Annotated in this window: 14 protein-coding genes; all 14 read right to left on the minus strand. The window is 71.8% G+C overall.

From position 1 onward, the window contains the following. Window positions 1-24: 24 nt before the first annotated feature. Entirely contained in the window at window positions 25-888 is an 864-nt protein-coding gene (locus tag ACQP1K_RS18735; protein ID WP_055483048.1) for a DivIVA domain-containing protein, read from the minus strand. A gap of 63 nt (window positions 889-951) precedes the next feature. Continuing rightward, window positions 952-1,227, minus strand: coding sequence for a YggT family protein (locus ACQP1K_RS18740; RefSeq protein ID WP_055483047.1), 276 nt, complete (start codon window positions 1,225-1,227; stop codon window positions 952-954). A 43-nt stretch (window positions 1,228-1,270) separates the two neighbouring features. Next, complete coding sequence (locus tag ACQP1K_RS18745) at window positions 1,271-1,753, minus strand: cell division protein SepF (RefSeq protein WP_055483046.1); 483 nt, start codon at window positions 1,751-1,753, stop codon at window positions 1,271-1,273. A gap of 72 nt (window positions 1,754-1,825) precedes the next feature. Further along, the gene (locus tag ACQP1K_RS18750; RefSeq protein ID WP_433497004.1) at window positions 1,826-2,518 is read right to left on the minus strand and encodes a YggS family pyridoxal phosphate-dependent enzyme; all 693 of its coding nucleotides are present in this window, start codon (window positions 2,516-2,518) and stop codon (window positions 1,826-1,828) included. Between the two features lie 7 nt (window positions 2,519-2,525). Next, window positions 2,526-3,923, minus strand: a complete 1,398-nt coding sequence (gene ftsZ, locus ACQP1K_RS18755; RefSeq protein ID WP_433497005.1) for a cell division protein FtsZ — start codon at window positions 3,921-3,923, stop codon at window positions 2,526-2,528. Between the two features lie 205 nt (window positions 3,924-4,128). After that, window positions 4,129-4,896 carry a cell division protein FtsQ/DivIB gene (locus ACQP1K_RS18760; protein ID WP_433497006.1) on the minus strand — a complete coding sequence of 256 codons (768 nt, stop codon included), beginning with the start codon at window positions 4,894-4,896 and terminating at the stop codon, window positions 4,129-4,131. Beyond that, window positions 4,893-6,290 carry a UDP-N-acetylmuramate--L-alanine ligase gene (murC, locus tag ACQP1K_RS18765; RefSeq protein ID WP_433497007.1) on the minus strand — a complete coding sequence of 466 codons (1,398 nt, stop codon included), beginning with the start codon at window positions 6,288-6,290 and terminating at the stop codon, window positions 4,893-4,895. The genes ACQP1K_RS18760 and murC overlap by 4 nt, the downstream gene beginning before the upstream one ends. Then, window positions 6,287-7,366 carry an undecaprenyldiphospho-muramoylpentapeptide beta-N-acetylglucosaminyltransferase gene (murG, locus tag ACQP1K_RS18770; RefSeq protein ID WP_433497008.1) on the minus strand — a complete coding sequence of 360 codons (1,080 nt, stop codon included), beginning with the start codon at window positions 7,364-7,366 and terminating at the stop codon, window positions 6,287-6,289. The genes murC and murG overlap by 4 nt, the downstream gene beginning before the upstream one ends. Further along, window positions 7,363-8,658 carry a putative lipid II flippase FtsW gene (gene ftsW / locus ACQP1K_RS18775; RefSeq protein WP_433497009.1) on the minus strand — a complete coding sequence of 432 codons (1,296 nt, stop codon included), beginning with the start codon at window positions 8,656-8,658 and terminating at the stop codon, window positions 7,363-7,365. The genes murG and ftsW overlap by 4 nt, the downstream gene beginning before the upstream one ends. Continuing rightward, window positions 8,655-10,097 carry a UDP-N-acetylmuramoyl-L-alanine--D-glutamate ligase gene (murD, locus tag ACQP1K_RS18780; RefSeq protein WP_433497010.1) on the minus strand — a complete coding sequence of 481 codons (1,443 nt, stop codon included), beginning with the start codon at window positions 10,095-10,097 and terminating at the stop codon, window positions 8,655-8,657. Before murD ends, ftsW begins: the two co-directional genes overlap by 4 nt. Beyond that, complete coding sequence (mraY, locus tag ACQP1K_RS18785) at window positions 10,082-11,155, minus strand: phospho-N-acetylmuramoyl-pentapeptide-transferase (RefSeq protein ID WP_433497011.1); 1,074 nt, start codon at window positions 11,153-11,155, stop codon at window positions 10,082-10,084. The genes murD and mraY overlap by 16 nt, the downstream gene beginning before the upstream one ends. Beyond that, window positions 11,152-12,555 carry a UDP-N-acetylmuramoyl-tripeptide--D-alanyl-D-alanine ligase gene (locus ACQP1K_RS18790; RefSeq protein ID WP_433497012.1) on the minus strand — a complete coding sequence of 468 codons (1,404 nt, stop codon included), beginning with the start codon at window positions 12,553-12,555 and terminating at the stop codon, window positions 11,152-11,154. The genes mraY and ACQP1K_RS18790 overlap by 4 nt, the downstream gene beginning before the upstream one ends. After that, window positions 12,552-14,132: a UDP-N-acetylmuramoyl-L-alanyl-D-glutamate--2,6-diaminopimelate ligase gene (locus ACQP1K_RS18795; RefSeq protein WP_433501581.1), complete on the minus strand. Its 1,581-nt coding sequence runs from the start codon at window positions 14,130-14,132 to the stop codon at window positions 12,552-12,554. Before ACQP1K_RS18795 ends, ACQP1K_RS18790 begins: the two co-directional genes overlap by 4 nt. A gap of 34 nt (window positions 14,133-14,166) precedes the next feature. Beyond that, window positions 14,167-15,846 (minus strand): peptidoglycan D,D-transpeptidase FtsI family protein, encoded by a 1,680-nt coding sequence (locus ACQP1K_RS18800; RefSeq protein WP_433497013.1) that lies wholly within the window; start codon window positions 15,844-15,846, stop codon window positions 14,167-14,169. Window positions 15,847-16,376 lie beyond the last annotated feature (530 nt).

Below are 16,376 nucleotides of genomic sequence, written 5' to 3' on the forward strand. Positions count from 1 at the left end.
GGTCGGGGAAGGGGGACGCGAACCTTACCGACGGTCGTTGTGCGGGCCGTCGGCGCCCGGGAAGCCGCCGGAGTGCTGGGGAGCCTCCTGCGCGAAGGGGTTCGGACCGCCCGCCATCGGCTGGGGACCCGGAGCGACCGCGTGGGCCATCGCGGGTGCGCCGCTGACGATCGGGAAACCTCCGCTGCCCTCGGCCGAGACGTTCAGCTCGGCGAGCTGGTTCTCCAGGTACAGCTTGAGGCGGCTGCGATACTCGCGCTCGAAGCTGCGCAGCTCCTCTACCTTGCGCTCGAGCTCGTCGCGGGTCTGCACCAGCGTGCCCATGGCCTGGCGGTGCCGCTCCTGCGCGTCACGCTCCAGCGTCTCCGCCCGGGCGCGGGCGTCGCCGATGATCTGCTCCGCCTGGCGGCGGGCCTTGCCGAGGATGTCGTCGGCCTCACGCCGCGCGCGGGTCACCGTCTCGTCCGCTTCGCGCCGCGCGTCCGCTATGGCCTGGTCGGCCGTCTGCTGGGCGAGGGCCAGCACACGGGCCGCCGTGTCCATGTTGTCCTCGGCGGGCGGCATGCCCATGCCGACGGGGACCGGCTCCGGGCGGGGAGGCTCGGGGGCCTTCATGGGCTCCGGCTGGGGGACCATCATCTCCGGCTTGGGTTCGGAGACCGGGGCGGGGGCCATCTGCGGCGAACCCGCCATGCCCATGCCTCCGGGGACTTTGCCCCGCAGACACTCGGTCAGCTTCGCGCGGAGCTCCTCGTTCTCCTGAATCAGACGGTCGAGCTCGGCCTCGACCTCGTCGAGGAAGGCATCGACCTCCTCTTCGTCGTACCCCGGCCTGAGCCTGGTGGTACTGAACTGCTTGTTCCGCACATCAGCGGGCGTCAACGGCATTTTGGGTCTCCTTGGCGCGCTTGGAGTCTCTGTCCGGTCGAACGGCACCCGATCAACGAAGCGCTACACGACTTGGATCAAGACCAAGATCACAATGAACAGCACTGTGAAGCTCAGGTCAAAGGCCACCGTACCCAACCTGAGGGGCGGAATGAAACGGCGGAGGAACCTGAGAGGAGGGTCGGTCACGGTGTATATGACCTCTGCCAGCACCAACACCACTCCGGAGGGATGCCAGTTGCGGGCGAACGCCTGCACCGTATCTATGATCATTCTGCCGATCAGCAGAAGCAGAAAGATGTAGAGGGCGAAGACCACAAGTTCTCTAATGATCCCCACGGCCCGGCCCCGCCTCCATCTGGTCACTGTTCATGATGGAACTCTAGCTCTGATTGAAGAAGCCGCGTTCCGCGATTCTGGCCTTGTCCTCGGCGGTCACCTCAACGTTGGCGGGAGACAACAGGAACACCTTGTTCGTAACACGTTCGATGCTGCCATGTAGGCCAAAGACGAGACCCGCCGCGAAATCGACGAGCCGCTTCGCGTCGCTGTCAACCATTTCCGTCAGATTCATGATGACCGGCGTGCCTTCCCGGAAATGCTCGCCGATGGTGCGCGCCTCATTGTACGTGCGCGGATGCAGGGTCGTGATGCGCGCCAGGTCGGTCGTACGGCGCTCCAGGACCGGCGTGGAGGAACGAGGTGCCGGGACGGCCGTCTCAGTGGTGTCCTCACGGCGCGACGAGTCGTAGTCCTCGTCCGCGTAGTCCTCGTCGGGGCCGTACTCGGCCGCGTACCTGTCTTCGTAGCGGTCGTCCTCCACGAGACCGAGGTAGACCGCCATCTTGCGCATCGCGCCGGCCATCGCTCGTCGTCCTCCCGCTTATCTGGTGCCTTCAAGGTCCCTATTGGGACACCAAGGTCCGCTTGGGGGACATTACCCGACGATGGCCTTTCTACGGCCGAGCAACGCCGTACCGACCCGCACATGTGTCGCGCCGTGCGCGATCGCCGGGGCGAGGTCCTCGCTCATCCCGGCCGAGAGGACGTCTGCGCCGGGGTGGTCCTTCCGGATGGCCTCCGCCAGCTCGCGCAGCCGGGCGAACGCCTCGGCGGGGTTCCCGCCGAGCGGGGCGACGGCCATCACACCACGTAGGCGCAGGCCCTCGGCCGACGCGATGCCCGCCGCGAGCGCCGGGGCCCCCTCCGGCTCGATCCCGCCCCGGCCGGCGACGGAGTCCAGCGTGACCTGGACGAGGCAGTCGATCTCCCGGCCGGCCCGGACGGCCTCGCGGGCGAGTGCCGTCACCAGCCGGGGCCGGTCCACAGAGTGGATCATGCCGGCGTAGGACACGACAGAGCGGACCTTGTTCGTCTGTAACTGACCGATGAAATGCCAGGTCAGATCGAGATCGGCGCACTCGGCCGCCTTGGCGGCCGCCTCCTGGTCCCGGTTCTCTCCGATGTCGCGGATTCCGAGGTCGTTCAGGAGCCGTACGTCCGAGGCGGGATAGGTCTTGGTGACGGCGATCAGCGTGATCTCCGACCGGTGCCGTCCGGCGGCCCGGCAGGCCTCCTCGATCCGCCGTTCGACCTCGGCCAGACCCGCCCTGATCTCCTCTCGTCTCACGCGAGACTCACTTGAGGAAATCCGGCACGTCGAGCTCCTCCTCCTGCTCCTCGAACACCACCGGGACCCGGGGACCCGGGCGGTTGACCCGGGAGGTGATCGGCGTCGGCGGCTCCGGCGCGGGCCGCGGGATCGACAGCGGGCCGGTGTTCCCGGTGTTCGCGGAACCCGTCCCTCCCGGACCGGTGTTCCCCGAAGCCGCGCCGGCGCTCGCGGCGGTCCCCGCTCCGGTGGAAGCCCCGCTCGCGGTCACCTGCTCGACCTGCGGCTCGGGCTCCGGCTTCGGCGCGGGAGCGGGCGGCGCCGTGGCCACCGGCGGCGCGGGGGCCGGAGCGGGCGTGGGGGCTGCCGCCAGAGTCGGCCGCGAAGCCGGCGGCGCGGGCGGGGCGGCCGGCGCGGGCGAGGCGGGACGAGACTGCTGGGCCCGGGACAGCGGGGTGACCGCCGGAGCGGCCGGGGCCGGCTCGTCGAACCCGGCGGCGATCACGGTCACCCGCACCTCGTCGCCGAGCGCGTCGTCGATGACCGTACCGAAGATGATGTTGGCGTCGGCGGCGGCCGCGTTGGACACGAGCTGGGCCGCCTCGTTGATCTCGAAGAGACCGAGGTCGGAGCCGCCGGCGATGGACAGCAGGACGCCGTGGGCGCCGTCGATGCTGGCCTCCAGCAGCGGGCTGGACACGGCCATCTCGGCCGCGGCGACCGACCGGTCGTCACCCCGCGCGTGCCCTATGCCCATGAGGGCCGATCCGGCACCGGACATGACGGACTTCACGTCGGCGAAGTCGAGGTTGATGAGGCCGGGCGTGGTGATCAGGTCGGTGATGCCCTGGACACCGGAGAGCAGCACCTGGTCGGCGGCCTTGAAGGCGTCGAGCACGCTGACCTGCCGGTCGGAGATCGACAGCAGACGGTCGTTCGGAATCACTATCAGCGTGTCCACCTCCTCCCGGAGGGTCTCGATGCCCGCCTCGGCCTGCATGGCCCGGCGCTTGCCCTCGAAGCTGAAGGGCCGGGTCACCACGCCGATGGTCAGCGCGCCCAGCGTGCGGGCGATCTGGGCCACGACGGGCGCGCCGCCCGTACCCGTGCCGCCGCCCTCTCCCGCCGTGACGAACACCATGTCGGCGCCCTTGAGGACCTCCTCGATCTCCTCTCGGTGGTCCTCGGCCGCCTTGCGGCCCACCTCGGGGTTGGCTCCGGCGCCCAGGCCCCTGGTGAGTTCCCGCCCGACATCGAGCTTCACATCGGCGTCACTCATCAGCAGCGCCTGGGCGTCAGTGTTGATGGCGATGAACTCGACGCCCTTGAGTCCCTCCTCGATCATCCGGTTGACGGCGTTGACTCCGCCGCCGCCGATGCCTACGACCTTGATGACCGCGAGGTAGTTCTGCGGTGCTGCCACGACGAGGGGCCTTTCCGCTCGTTTGCGTTCCATACGGGCCAGGCCCGCGCTGTCTTCAACTCTCACCCTCAAGTTGAGATTTAGAGTTATGTCAACCTGAGGATTGATACGGACAGTAGGGTTGCCGATCCCTCAGGGTCAACTCACCGCGCCGGAAGGTCCTCCGGCGTGTCGTGAGCCGTCCCATTCCCTACCGTGAGATTTCTCACTTGATCGTCACCACCCGGGGGCTGGTCACGTCGTAGAACGTCCCCGGCTCCGCGAGCGCCGCGGCGAGGGCACGTCCCTTCTCCGCCGCCCGCCCGGCGTCGCCCCAAAGGACGGTCCGGCCGTCGGCGAGCTTCAGCGTGATGGACCGGACGGACGGCACCCGGACCTCGTTCACCCGCAGATCGTCCGGCAGTGCCTCCAGCACGGCGAGCGCGGCGCGCAGCGCCGGGTCGCCGGGGTCCGGCCGCTGCACCCGCAGCACCGGGAACCGCGGCGGGGCCACGGCCACCCGATCCAGGATCACCCCGAAGCGGTCCACTATCGCGTACACCTCGATCGTTCTGCTCCCGTTCGTCTTGCCCCCCTCTGCCGGCGAGCCGCCGGCGGACCGCTCGCCCGCCGGCTCGGCCACGGGCACGACGGCCACCGGGGTGCGCTCGACCACGGTGATCAGCAGCGTCCCCGGCCACTCCCGCTCCACGCGCGCCGACTCCACCTCGGTCACGGCGCGCACCCGGCTCCCCACCTCGTCCACGTCAACGTTCGCCAGCGGAGTGCCCGCGGGCACGCCGGCGGCCGCGCGCAGCGTCTGCGCCGACACCACGGCGTTGCCGATGATCTCGACCTGTCGCACGCCCAGCACCGGCGAGTGGAACACCACCCAGGTGGCCGCGCCCACGACCGCGGCCATGAGCAGGACGGCCAGGGCCGTACGCCGGACGGTCCTGCTTCCCCTGAGGAAGGCCGGCGTGAGAAAGGTCACCTCGCCGACAGCTCCGCGACGATGCGGGGGCCGAGATCCGTGACGTCGCCGGCGCCCATGGTCAGCACGATGTCGCCGGGGCGGGCCCGATCGGCCACGAGGGCGGGCACCGACGCACGGTCGGGCGCGTACACCACCCGTTCCGTGGGCAGCGGCACCTTGCCTGCGACGAGCGCGCCGGAGACCCCGGGCTCCGGATCCTCCCGCGCCCCGTACACGTCGAGCACGACGACCTCGTCGGCGAGGCCCAGCGCGGTGCCGAACTCGGCGGCGAAGAACCTGGTGCGCGAGTACAGGTGGGGCTGGAAGACCGCGATAACGCGTCCTGCGCCGGCGACCACGTCACGGGCGGCGTGCAGGTCGGCGGTGAGCTCGGTCGGGTGATGTGCGTAGCTGTCGTACACGGACACGCCCCCCGCCTCGCCCTTGGCCTCGAACCGCCGCTTCGCTCCGGTGAAGGCGGCCAGGCCCTCCCTGACGTCGTCGAACGGCAGGCCGAGGCGGATCGCCACGGCGATCACCGCGGTGGCGTTCACGGCGTTGTGCCGTCCCGGCACGGCCAGGCGGACGCCGCCGTGCCCGGCCACGTGAAACTCGACCTCCAGCCCGCGCGGGCTGATCTCGACGGTGCGGAAGTCCGCCTCCGGGCTTTCGCCGTACGTCACGACCTCCAGGCCGCGTGCCCGGGCGAGGGGCGCCAGCGCCGCAGCTCCCGGGTCGTCCACGCAGATCACCAGCATGGCGCCGACGCGTTCGACGAAGCGGGCGAAGCTCTCGTGCACGGCCTGCGGGTCGCCGTAGTTGTCGAGGTGGTCGGCCTCGACGTTGGTCACGATGGCGATCTCCGGCGTCAGCATGAGGAACGAGCCGTCGCTCTCGTCCGCCTCTGCCACGAAGACCTCGCCGGTCCCGTCGTCGGCGCCGAGACCGGTGGTGACGAGCCGGCCGCCCACGCAGTAGGACGGATCCTCACCGCACTTCTGCAGCGCCACGGCGAGCATCGAGCTGGTCGTCGTCTTGCCGTGCGTCCCGGCGACGGCGATGCCCGTCCGGCCCGTCATCACGGCGGCGAGCGCGGCGGCGCGCGGGATGACCCGCAGGTTCCGGCGCAGCGCCTCCCCCAGCTCCGGGTTGGAGTCGCGGATCGCGGTCGACACGACGACCGTGTCCGCGTTCTTGACGTGGGAGGCGGCGTGGCCGACGTGGATGTCGGCGCCCAGGCCGCGGAGCTCGTCCAGCATGTCGGACACCCGGGCGTCGCTGCCCGACACGGGTACCCCGCGTTTGAGCAGGATCCGGGCTATGCCCGACATCCCGGCGCCGCCGATGCCGATGAAGTGCACCCGTCCCAGGTCGGCCGCCGGTACGGGATCCACGAGCTTGACGAGACTCATCGGGAAACGATCTCCAGAACCTTGCCGGCGAGCGTCGCGTCGGCGTCCGCGCGGCCCATGCGGGAGGCCGCCTCGGACATCGCGACCACATGCTCAGGGTCGTTCAGGATGGGCAGCAGCGTCTGGATGATCCACTCGGCGGAGAGGTCCGCGTCGTCGATCATGATCCCGCCGCCCGCCTGCACGATGGGCTGGGCGTTGAGGCGCTGCTCGCCGTTGCCGTGCGGCAGCGGCACGTACGCCGCGGGCAGTCCGACGGCGGTGAGCTCGGCGCAGGTGATCGCGCCGCTGCGGCACAGCACGAGGTCGGCGGCGGCGTAGGCCAGGTCCATCCGGTCGATGTACGGAAGGATCACATACTGCGGGTCGCCCGGCGGGGGCTCCACCTCGACGGTGTTCTTCGGCCCGACCACGTGCAGCACCTGGATGCCGGCGGCCCGCAGCCGTGGCGCGGCCGCCAGGGCGGCCTCGTTGATCGAGCGGGCGCCCTGCGAGCCGCCGAACACGAGCAGCGTCACCCGGTCGGACTCCAGCCCGAAGTACGACCTGGCCTTGTCGCCGAGCGACAGCCGGTCCATGCCGGCGATCTGGCGGCGCAGCGGGATGCCGATGTACTGCGCGTTCTGCAGCGGGGTGTCCGGGTGGCCGGTGAAGACGTGGTCGGTCAGCCGGGCGCCGAGCCGGTTGGCCAGACCGGGGCGGGGGTTGGCCTCGTGCACGACGATCGGGACGCCGCGCCGCCGCGCCGCGAGGTAGGCGGGTGTCGCGACGTAGCCGCCGAATCCGACCAGAACGTCGGCGCCGACCCGGTCGAGGATGCCCGCCGCCGTGCCGATCGCCCCGGCGAGGCGGCCCGGCACGGTGAGGAGCTTCGGCGTGAGCGAGCGGGGCAGCGGCACCGCGGGTACCAGGGCCAGTTCGTAGCCGCGCTCGGGCACCAGCCGGGTCTCCAGGCCGCGCTCCGTGCCGAGGCAGGTGATCCCGATCGCCGGGTCCTGTAGGCGCAGCGCGTCGGCCAGCGCGAGCGCGGGTTCGATATGGCCGGCCGTCCCGCCGCCGGCGAGGACCACCCTCATGTCACTCCTCTGTTCCGCGTCATCTCACGCCTCGGGCGGCCACCCAGGCCAAGCCAGCTTAGAGCCCGGACGGCGAGTCCGGGTCCACGTGCGGCCAGGGCCGCCGCCGCACCGGGCTCCCGCTTGGCGAACGACAACAACATGCCAAGGGCGGCGAGCGTCGGCAACAGCGCGGACCCGCCGTACGAGACCAGCGGCAGCGGGATGCCCGTGATGGGCAGGACCCCGATCACCGCGCCCATGTTGACGATCGCCTGACCGACGATCCACGCGACGACGGCCGCCGAGCACAGCCGGATGAACGGGTCGTTCACCCGCGAGGCGATGCGCAGCCCGGCATAGCCGAGCAGGCCGAACAGCGCGACCACCACGAGGGTGCCCATCAGGCCGAGCTCCTCGCCCAGGATCGAGAAGATGAAGTCGCTCTCCGCGTGCGGCACATGGCCCCATTTCTGGCGGCTCGCGCCCAGGCCGAGACCGAACCAGCCGCCCGAGCCGATCGCTATCAGCCCCTGGACGGCCTGGAAACCGGCGTCCTGGGGGTCCGCCCATGGGTTGATGAAGTTCGCCAGGCGCTCCATCCGCCAGGGCGTGACGACGATCATCATAGCGGCGGCGAGCGCGAGCAGCGCGAGGATCCCGCCGAACAGGCGCAGGGGCGCACCGACCACCCACAGCAGCGCCAGGAAGATCATCATGAGCACGAGCGTCGTGCCGAGGTCGCGGCCGATCAGCACCAGCACCGCGAGCAGCGCGAGGCCGGGCATCAGCGGGATCAGCAGGTGCCGCCACTCGATCCGGCCGCCCCTGGCCCGCCGGGCCAGGATGTCGGCCCCCCACAGCGCCAGGGCGAGCTTGGCCGGCTCCGAGGGCTGGACCGAGAACGGCCCGATGGAGATCCACCGCTGCGCGCCCAGCACCTCCTGACCGATGAAGATCACCATGACCAGGCCGAGGATCGAGACGCCCATCAGCGGGTTGCCGGCCAGCTGGAAGAACCGCTGCGGCAGCCGCGAGCAGACCCACATCACCGGGATGCCGATCGCCACCGAGGTCGACTGCTTGATGAACCAGTAGAACGGGCTGCCGGTCTCCTGCAGCGCCTCGATGCTGGAGGCCGACAGCACCATCATCAGGCCGAGCGCGAGCAGCAGCGCGCTGCACCCGAGCACCAGGTAGTACGACACCAGCGGGCGGTTCAGCAGCTCACGCAGCGCGGTGAGCCGCCCCTCGGAGCGGCCCCCGGAACGGTCGTCCGCTCGGGGCGCTGCTCCCGTCTCCGCCGCCGTCATCGTTCCGCCAGACGGTGCACCGCGGCGGTGAAGGCCTCCCCACGCGCCCCGTAGCTCGTGAACATGTCCAGCGACGCCCCGGCGGGGGCCAGCAGCACGGTGTCGCCGGGGGCGGCGAGGGCGGCTGCCTCGGTCACGACGCGGTCCATCACCCCAGTGTCCTGCCCGGGCACGTCGACCACGGGGACATCCGGCGCGTGTCGCGCCAACGCCTCGCGCACGCGGTCGCGATCGGCGCCCAGCAGTACGGCGCCGCGCAGGCGCGGGGCGGCCAGCCGTACGAGCTCGTCGACCTCCGCGCCCTTGAGCAGGCCGCCCGCGATCCACACGACGGACCGGTAGGCCGCGAGCGAAGCGGCGGCGGCGTGCGGGTTGGTGGCCTTCGAGTCGTCCACATAGCCGACCCCGCGCACGGTCGCCACATGAGCGATCCGGTGCGGGTCCGGGACGAACCGCGCCAGGCCGCGCCGTACGGCCTCCGGCGGCACGCCGTAGGCCCGGGCGAGCGCGGCGGCGGCCAGCGCGTTGGCGACGTTGTGCGGCGCGAACGGCCGCACGTCGGCCAGGCTCGCCAGCTCGGCGGCCTCACGGGCGGGGTCGGCCGTGAACGCCCGGTCGACCAGGAGGTCCTCCACGACGCCGAGCTGCCCGGGACGCGGCACGCCGAGCGTGAAGCCCACCCCCCGATAGGGCGCCGCCAGCGTGGTGGACCACTCGTCGTCCGCGTTGTAGATCACGGTCTGGGCGTCGGTGTAGATCAGCGCCTTGGCCGCCGCGTACTCCTCCAGGGAACCGTGCCAGTCCAGGTGGTCGGGGGCGACGTTCAGCACGGCCGCCGCGAACGGCGCGAGGCTCCTCGACCAGTGGAGCTGGAAGCTCGACAGCTCGACGGCCAGCACGTCGTACGGCCCGGCCCCGCGCTCCGCCGCCGGCTTCCCTCCGCCCGCCGGCTTCTCCCCCTCCGCCGGTTTCTCTCCGTCCACCGCCGCCACGATCGGCACGCCGACGTTGCCGACGGCGAGCGCCCGGTGCCCGGCGGCCGTGAGCATCTCGGTCAGCATCCGGACCACGGTGGTCTTGCCGTTGGTGCCGGTGATCGCCAGCCAGGGAGCCCCGTGGGCGCCGCGCAGCCGCCAGGCCAGCTCCACCTCGCCGATCACCTCGATCCCGGCGCGACGCGCGGCGGCCGCCAGCGGATGGTCGGGGCGCCAGCCGGGCGAGACGACGACGAGCGACGTGCCCTCCGGCAGGTCGTCCGGCTCGCCGAACCTCACCTCCACGCCGAGCGGGGCGAGCTCGGCCGCCGCCGCCAGCTGCCGTTCTCCCTGGGCCGACTCCAGGACGACGACATGCTCGCCGCGGCGGGCCAGCGCCCGCGCCGCGGCCGTGCCGGAGATCCCCAGTCCTGCGACGACGACGCTCACTACTTGGGCACCCATTCCAGGTAGAAGAGGCCGAGACCGCCCGCCACGCACAGCGCCGCGATCAGCCAGAACCGCACGACGATGGTGGTCTCGGCCCATCCGGACAACTCGAAGTGGTGCTGGAGCGGGGCCATCCGGAACACCCGTTTCCTGGTCATCTTGAAGAAGCCGACCTGGATGATCACCGACATCGTGATGATGGCGAACAGCCCGCCCAGGATGACCAGCAGAAGCTGGGTGCGGGTGGTGAAGGCGAGGCCGGCGATCACGCCGCCCAGCGCCAGCGAGCCGGTGTCGCCCATGAAGATCTTGGCGGGCGGGGCGTTCCACCACAGGAATCCCAGACAGGCGCCGAGCACGGCGGCGGCGACCACGGCGAGATCCAGCGGATCTCGCACCCAGTAGCAGTTCGGCCCGAAGCCGACCGTCGCGCAGCTGTTGCGCAACTGCCAGTTGCCGATCAGCACGTACGCCGCGAGGACCAGGCAGGTGGCGCCCGAGGCCAGGCCGTCCAGCCCGTCGGTCAGGTTCACCGCGTTGGAGAAGCCCACGATGAAGAACAGCACCCAGAGCATGAAGCCGATGACGCCGATCGACGGCCCGAAATCCCGCAGGAACGACAGCCGCGTCTCGGCCGGCGTGACGGCGTACGCGTTGGGGAACCGCAGCACCAGCACCGCGAAGATCGCGCCCACCACGAGCTGCCCGGCGGCCTTGGCGCCGCTGCGCAGCCCCAGGCTCCGCTGCTTGTAGATCTTGATGAAGTCGTCGAGGAAGCCGACCACGGCCAGGCCGGTCATCAGGAACAGCACCAGCAGTCCCGAGGCCGTCGGCGGGTCGACGTTGAGCGACAGCATGCTCGTCAGATGCGCGGTGAAGTAGCCGATCAGCGTCGCGATGACGATCACCGTGCCGCCCATGGTCGGGGTGCCCTTCTTGTCGTAATGACCTGAGGGCCCCTCCTCCCGGATGTTCTGGCCGTAGCCGCGCCGGGCGAACAGCCGGATCGCGAGCGGCGTGCCGACCATGGAGAGCAGCAGCGAGACCGCCGCCGCGATGAGGATGTTCCTCACCGCGCTTCACCTCCGAGGATCGCCGCTGCGACCCGTTCGAGCCCGGCCGCACGCGGCCCCTTCACCAGCACGACGTCGCCCGGCGCCAGCACACCGGCCAGTTCGGCCCCGGCCGCCGCCGCGTCGGGGGCATGGCGCGTGCCGGGGCCTGCGGCCCGCGCGCCGGTCAGCACCGGCTCGGCGTCCTCCCCCACGACGATCAGTCCGGACAGGTCCGCCCCGGCGGCGAGCCGGCCGAACTCCTCGTTCAGCGTCGCGCCGTACTCGCCGAGCTCCCGCATGGCGGCGATCACGGCGAACCGCCGCCGTCCCGAGCCGATGGCGGCCAGGGCGGCGAAGGCCGCACGGACCGAGTCCGGGCTGGCGTTGTACGCGTCGTTGATCACGGTGACGCCGTCGGCCCGGTCGGTGACCTCCATTCGCCAGCGGCTGCGCGGCTCGGCCAGCGACAGCTCCTCGGCGATCGTCGCCACCGGCAGCCCCAGCTCGTACGCCGCCGCGGCGGCGGCGAGCGCGTTGTCGACGGCGTGCGCGCCGTGCAGCCGCAGCCGCACCGGCGCCGACCCGGTCGGCGTGCGCAGCGTGAACGAGGCCCGGCCGCGCCCGTCGAGCGTCTCGTCCTCGGCGCGCACGTGCGCACGCCGCGACCGCCCGAAATAGCTCACCCTGGCGCTCGTACGGTCCGCCATCGCGCTGACGAGGGGGTCGTCGGCGTTCAGCACGGCCACGCCGTCGCCGGGCAGCGCCTCGACCAGCTCTCCCTTGGCCTGCGCGATCGCCTCGCGGCTCCCGAAGACCCCGAGATGGGCCGCGCCCACGTTGAGCACCACCCCGATCCGGGGCGGGGCGATCCTCGCCAGGTAGGCGATGTGGCCCACGTTGCGCGCGCTGAGCTCCAGGACCATGAACCGGGTCTCCTCGCCGGCCTTGAGCACGGTCAGCGGGTGGCCGATCTCGTTGTTGTGCGACCCGACCGGCGCGATGGTCGGCCCGATCCGGGCGGCGAGGGCGGCCAGCAGGTCCTTGGTCGTGGTCTTCCCCTGCGATCCGGTCACCCCGGCCACCGTGACACCGGGCCCCCCGGGCTTCGCCGCCCCGTTCAGCTCAGCCACCACGGCGGCGGCGAGATCGGCGAGGGCGGCTACCACGTCGCTCACGATCACGGCGGGGGCCTCCACCGGGTGGGACGCGAGCACCGCGACCGCTCCGGCCGCGCACGCCTGCCCGGCGAAGTCGTGCCCGTCGGCCCGCTCACCCTTGATCGCCGCGAACAGCGAGCCCGGCTCGACGACCCGTGAGTCGATCACGACGGGTCCCCGGACCACGGTCCCGGGGTCTGCCATGCCGTTCAGCGCGCCCGAGGTGATCTCGGCCACCCGGGCCAGCGGCAACGGGATCATGCGTCTTTCCTGCTCTCTCTCCGCGCGATGGCCCGCGTGATGGCCCGCGCGGCCACGTCACGATCGTCGAAGGGGATGACCGTGCCCCCGACGTACTGGCCCTGCTCGTGCCCCTTGCCCGCCACAACTACCACATCTCCGGGCGCGGCACCGGAAATCGCCAGGTCGATGGCCGCCTCCCGGTCCGGCTCCATGATCACATGCGCCCGCTCGTCCGGCGGCACCCGCAGCGCCCCCTCCAGCATCGCGGCCAGGATCACGAGGGGATCCTCGCTGCGCGGGTTGTCACTGGTGAGGATCGCCACGTCGGCGAGCCGGGCGGCGGCCTCGCCCATCATCGGCCGCTTGCCGCGGTCTCGATCACCGCCGCACCCGAGCACGATCGTGAGCCGGCCGCGTGCCCGTGCCTCCGGTCCCGGCCCCGATCCGAGCACGGCGCGCACCGAGCGCAGGACCGACTCGACCGCCCCCGGCTTGTGGGCGTAGTCGACGATCACCTGGTAGTCCCCGGGCCCCGGCACCCGCTCCATCCGGCCGGGGACGCCGCCGAACGAGGCGATGCCGGACATCGCGGTCTGCGGCGGGATCCCCGCCTCCACCAGCGCGACCAGCGCGCCGAGCGCGTTGGCGACGTTGAACGGCCCGGGCATGGCCACGGTGGCGTCCACCTCGACGCCGCCGGGGCCGATCACGCGGAAGGCGCTGCCGTCGGTCCCCAGGCGGACGTCGGCGGCCCGCCAGTCGGCCTCCGGGGCTCCGGCCGCGGAGAACGTGGTGATCGGGATCTTCGCCAGGCCGGTCAGCTCGCGGCCGTGGGCGTCGTCGACGTTCACCACGCCGACGCGGGACAAGTCGGGGGTGAAAAGGCGCATCTTGGCGGCGAAGTAGTCGTCCAGGTCGCGATGGAAGTCCAGATGATCCTGTGACAGGTTGGTAAAGATCGCTACATCGTAGGAAATGCCGTCCACCCGACCCTTGACGAGAGCGTGGCTCGACACCTCCATCGCGGCGGCCGTCACCCCCTGCTCGCGCATCAGCGCGAACAGCGCCTGCAGGTCGCTCGCCTCCGGTGTCGTGAGCTCGGGAGTCAGCCGCAGATCGCCCGCCTGGATCTCCACGCCGCCGACCAGGCCGGTCCGGTGACCCGCCGCACGCAACCCGGCCTCCAGCAGGTAGCTGGTGGTCGACTTGCCGCTGGTGCCGGTGACGCCGATGACCGTCATGCCATCGGCCGCCCTGCCGTACACCCATCCGGCGACCTGCCCGAGCAGCGCGCGCGGATCGGGCACCACGAGCACCGGCAGGCCGGTCGCCACCGCGCGGTCGAGGCCGGCGGGATCGGTCAGGATCGCCGCCGCGCCGGCGGCGAGCGCGTCGGCGGCGAACTCGGCACCGTGCGAGGAGCTCCCGGACAGCGCCACGTAGAGGTCGCCGCGCCGGACGCGGCGGGAGTCGATCGAGACACCGGTGACCGTCCCGCGGACCGCTCTGGCTCCGGGAGAGGGTACGGCGCAGGCCACGCCGAGCAGGGCCGCGAGCCCGGACAGCGGGCGGGCCGCCACGGCGGTGGGACGCATCGAGGACGGGGGACGCACGGCGAGAGCGTACCCCTTACCGGCGGGCACGGAGGACGATGTCGGGCGTCTTCGTACCCGTCGGAGGGATCTTCCTGGTCTTCAGCGCGAATGTCATGACATCCCTGAACACGGGGGCGGCCACGGTGCCGCCGTAGTGACCTTTCTTCGGATCCTGGATGACGGCGAGGGCCATCAGCCGCGGCTGGTCCGCCGGTGTGAAGCCGACGAACGTCGCCGTATACCCGCAGTATCCCCCGCATTCTTGGTCATATCGCATCGCAGTGCCGGTCTTGCCCGCGACGCGGTAGCCGGGGATCGCCGCCTCCGCTCCCGTGCCGTCGAGCCCGACGGCGGCCTCCAGCATGAGCGAGATGTCCCGGGCGGTGCGCTCGCTGATCACCCGGGTCCGCTTCGGCTCCGGGGCCGGCACGAACTTGCCGTGCTCGTCGGTGGTGCCCGCGACGATCGAGGGGGCGACCCGCATCCCGCCGTTGGCGATCGTCTGGTAGACGCTGGCGATCTGCAGCGCGGTGACCGAGATGCCCTGCCCGTAGGCGATCGTGCAGCGCTGGCTGCCGGACCAGCTCCGCCAGTCCGGCAGCAGGCCCGCCTCCTCGCCCGGGAGACCGGCTCCGCTCTTGGCGCCGAAACCGAAGGACCGGAACATCTCGTACAGCCGCTGGCTGCTGATCCGCTCCGCCGCCATGATCGTGCCGACGTTGCTCGACTCCGCGATGATCCCGGCGAAGGTGAGCCGCTCCGGCGGGTGCGGGTGCGCGTCCCTGAGCTGCCTGTCGGCGCACTGGATGCGGTCGGGCACGCGGAACACGGTGTCGGCTCTGACCGCCCCCGACTCGATCGCCGCGGCCGCGGCGATCACCTTGTTGGTGCTGCCGGGCTCGAACACCTCCGCCACCGACCGGTTGCGCCGATCCTGCGGCGCGCTGTCCTGCCAGTGCTCGAGGTCGACCTCGGGCGCGTTGGCCATGGCCACGATCTGCCCGGTGCGCACGTCCATGACGATCACGCTGCCGCTGCTCGCCCGTGACGCCTTCACCTGCTCGGCGATCGCCTGCTGCGCGGCCCACTGAACGTCCCTGTCGATGGTCAGCCGGACGTCGCGGCCGGGCACCGGCTCCCGCCGGGTGCTGCGGGTCAGCGGGATCCGCTGCCGCTCCCCGCCGAGCTCGAAGGTCTGCTCGCCGTCACGGCCCGCCAGCACCTCGTCGTAGGCGCTCTCCAGTCCGGCCAGGCCGTATCCGTCGACGCCGACGAACCCGATGACGCCGCCCGCGAGCCTGCCGCCCGGGTAGTCCCGGTGGTAGGTCCGCTTGGCGCCCACCCCCCTGAACCCGTAGTCGGTGATCTTCTTGGCGCGCAGCGGGTCCACGCCCCGGGCGACCACCGCGTACCGCGAGGTCGTCTTGGCCAGTTTGGCCTCGATCTCCCCTTTCGGGCGGTTCAGCTCGGCGGCGAGGGTGGTGGCGACCAGATCCCGCTTGGCGGGGTCGACCACCTTGGGATCGAGGTAGATCTCCCGGGCCTCGACCGTCACCGCGAGCTCGTGACCCGCGATGTCCGTGATCGAGCCGCGCCGCGCCGGCAGCTTCTCCGGCTGCACGCGCTGGTCGGCGCCCCTCGCCTGGAGCACCTTGGAGTCCAGTCCCTGCAACTGCACCAGCCGCCCGGCGAGCAGGGACAGCACGAACGCCATCGCGACCAGCCCGGCGTTCAGCCGCCGCGCCGGATCGCTGAGCCGCAGAACGGCGGGCGGCCGCGGCGGGGGCGGAGGCGGCGCCGACCGGCGCCTGGGTCCGGGCGCACGCGGCGTCCCCGAGCCGCGCTGTGATCCGGAGGCGCGCGGTGATCCGGGCGCACGCGATGATCCGGGGGCACGCGGTGCTCCGCGCTCCGGCCCGGTGGCGCGCTCCGCTCCGGAACCACGGGGCGGGCCGCCGCCGGACCCCTGCCGCTCCTTGCGCTGGGCGCCCCGCTCGGCGCCCTGGGACGACTGACCGCCGGGCTGCGGCTTCGGGGCCTGTGGCCGGGGCGGCTGCGGCTTGGAAGGCTGTGCTTTCGGAGACTGTGCTTTTGAAGACTGTGCTTTCGGAGACGGTGCTTTCGGAGACGGCGATTTCGGCGGCGGTGCTTTCGGAGACTGCGACTTGGGCGGCTGTGCTTTCGGAGACGGCGATTTCGGCGGCTGCGCCGTACGGGGCGGGCCAGGCGGGCGCGGCGGCCTGG

This window comes from Sphaerimonospora sp. CA-214678 (genome assembly GCF_050942215.1).
Lineage (GTDB): Bacteria > Actinomycetota > Actinomycetes > Streptosporangiales > Streptosporangiaceae > Sphaerimonospora.

Bases quoted from the DNA above. Each gene is read 5' to 3' on its own strand.
- ACQP1K_RS18800 (WP_433497013.1), bottom strand. From the start codon at position 15,846: ATGGCGTTCGTGCTGTCCCTGCTCGCCGGGCGGCTGGTGCAGTTGCAG.
- ACQP1K_RS18795 (WP_433501581.1), bottom strand. From the start codon at position 14,132: ATGCGTCCCACCGCCGTGGCGGCCCGCCCGCTGTCCGGGCTCGCGGCC.
- ftsW (WP_433497009.1), bottom strand. From the start codon at position 8,658: ATGACGGCGGCGGAGACGGGAGCAGCGCCCCGAGCGGACGACCGTTCC.
- ACQP1K_RS18735 (WP_055483048.1), bottom strand. From the start codon at position 888: ATGCCGTTGACGCCCGCTGATGTGCGGAACAAGCAGTTCAGTACCACC.
- murG (WP_433497008.1), bottom strand. From the start codon at position 7,366: ATGAGGGTGGTCCTCGCCGGCGGCGGGACGGCCGGCCATATCGAACCC.
- ACQP1K_RS18790 (WP_433497012.1), bottom strand. From the start codon at position 12,555: ATGATCCCGTTGCCGCTGGCCCGGGTGGCCGAGATCACCTCGGGCGCG.
- murD (WP_433497010.1), bottom strand. From the start codon at position 10,097: ATGGGTGCCCAAGTAGTGAGCGTCGTCGTCGCAGGACTGGGGATCTCC.
- ACQP1K_RS18745 (WP_055483046.1), bottom strand. From the start codon at position 1,753: ATGGCCGGCGCGATGCGCAAGATGGCGGTCTACCTCGGTCTCGTGGAG.
- murC (WP_433497007.1), bottom strand. From the start codon at position 6,290: ATGAGTCTCGTCAAGCTCGTGGATCCCGTACCGGCGGCCGACCTGGGA.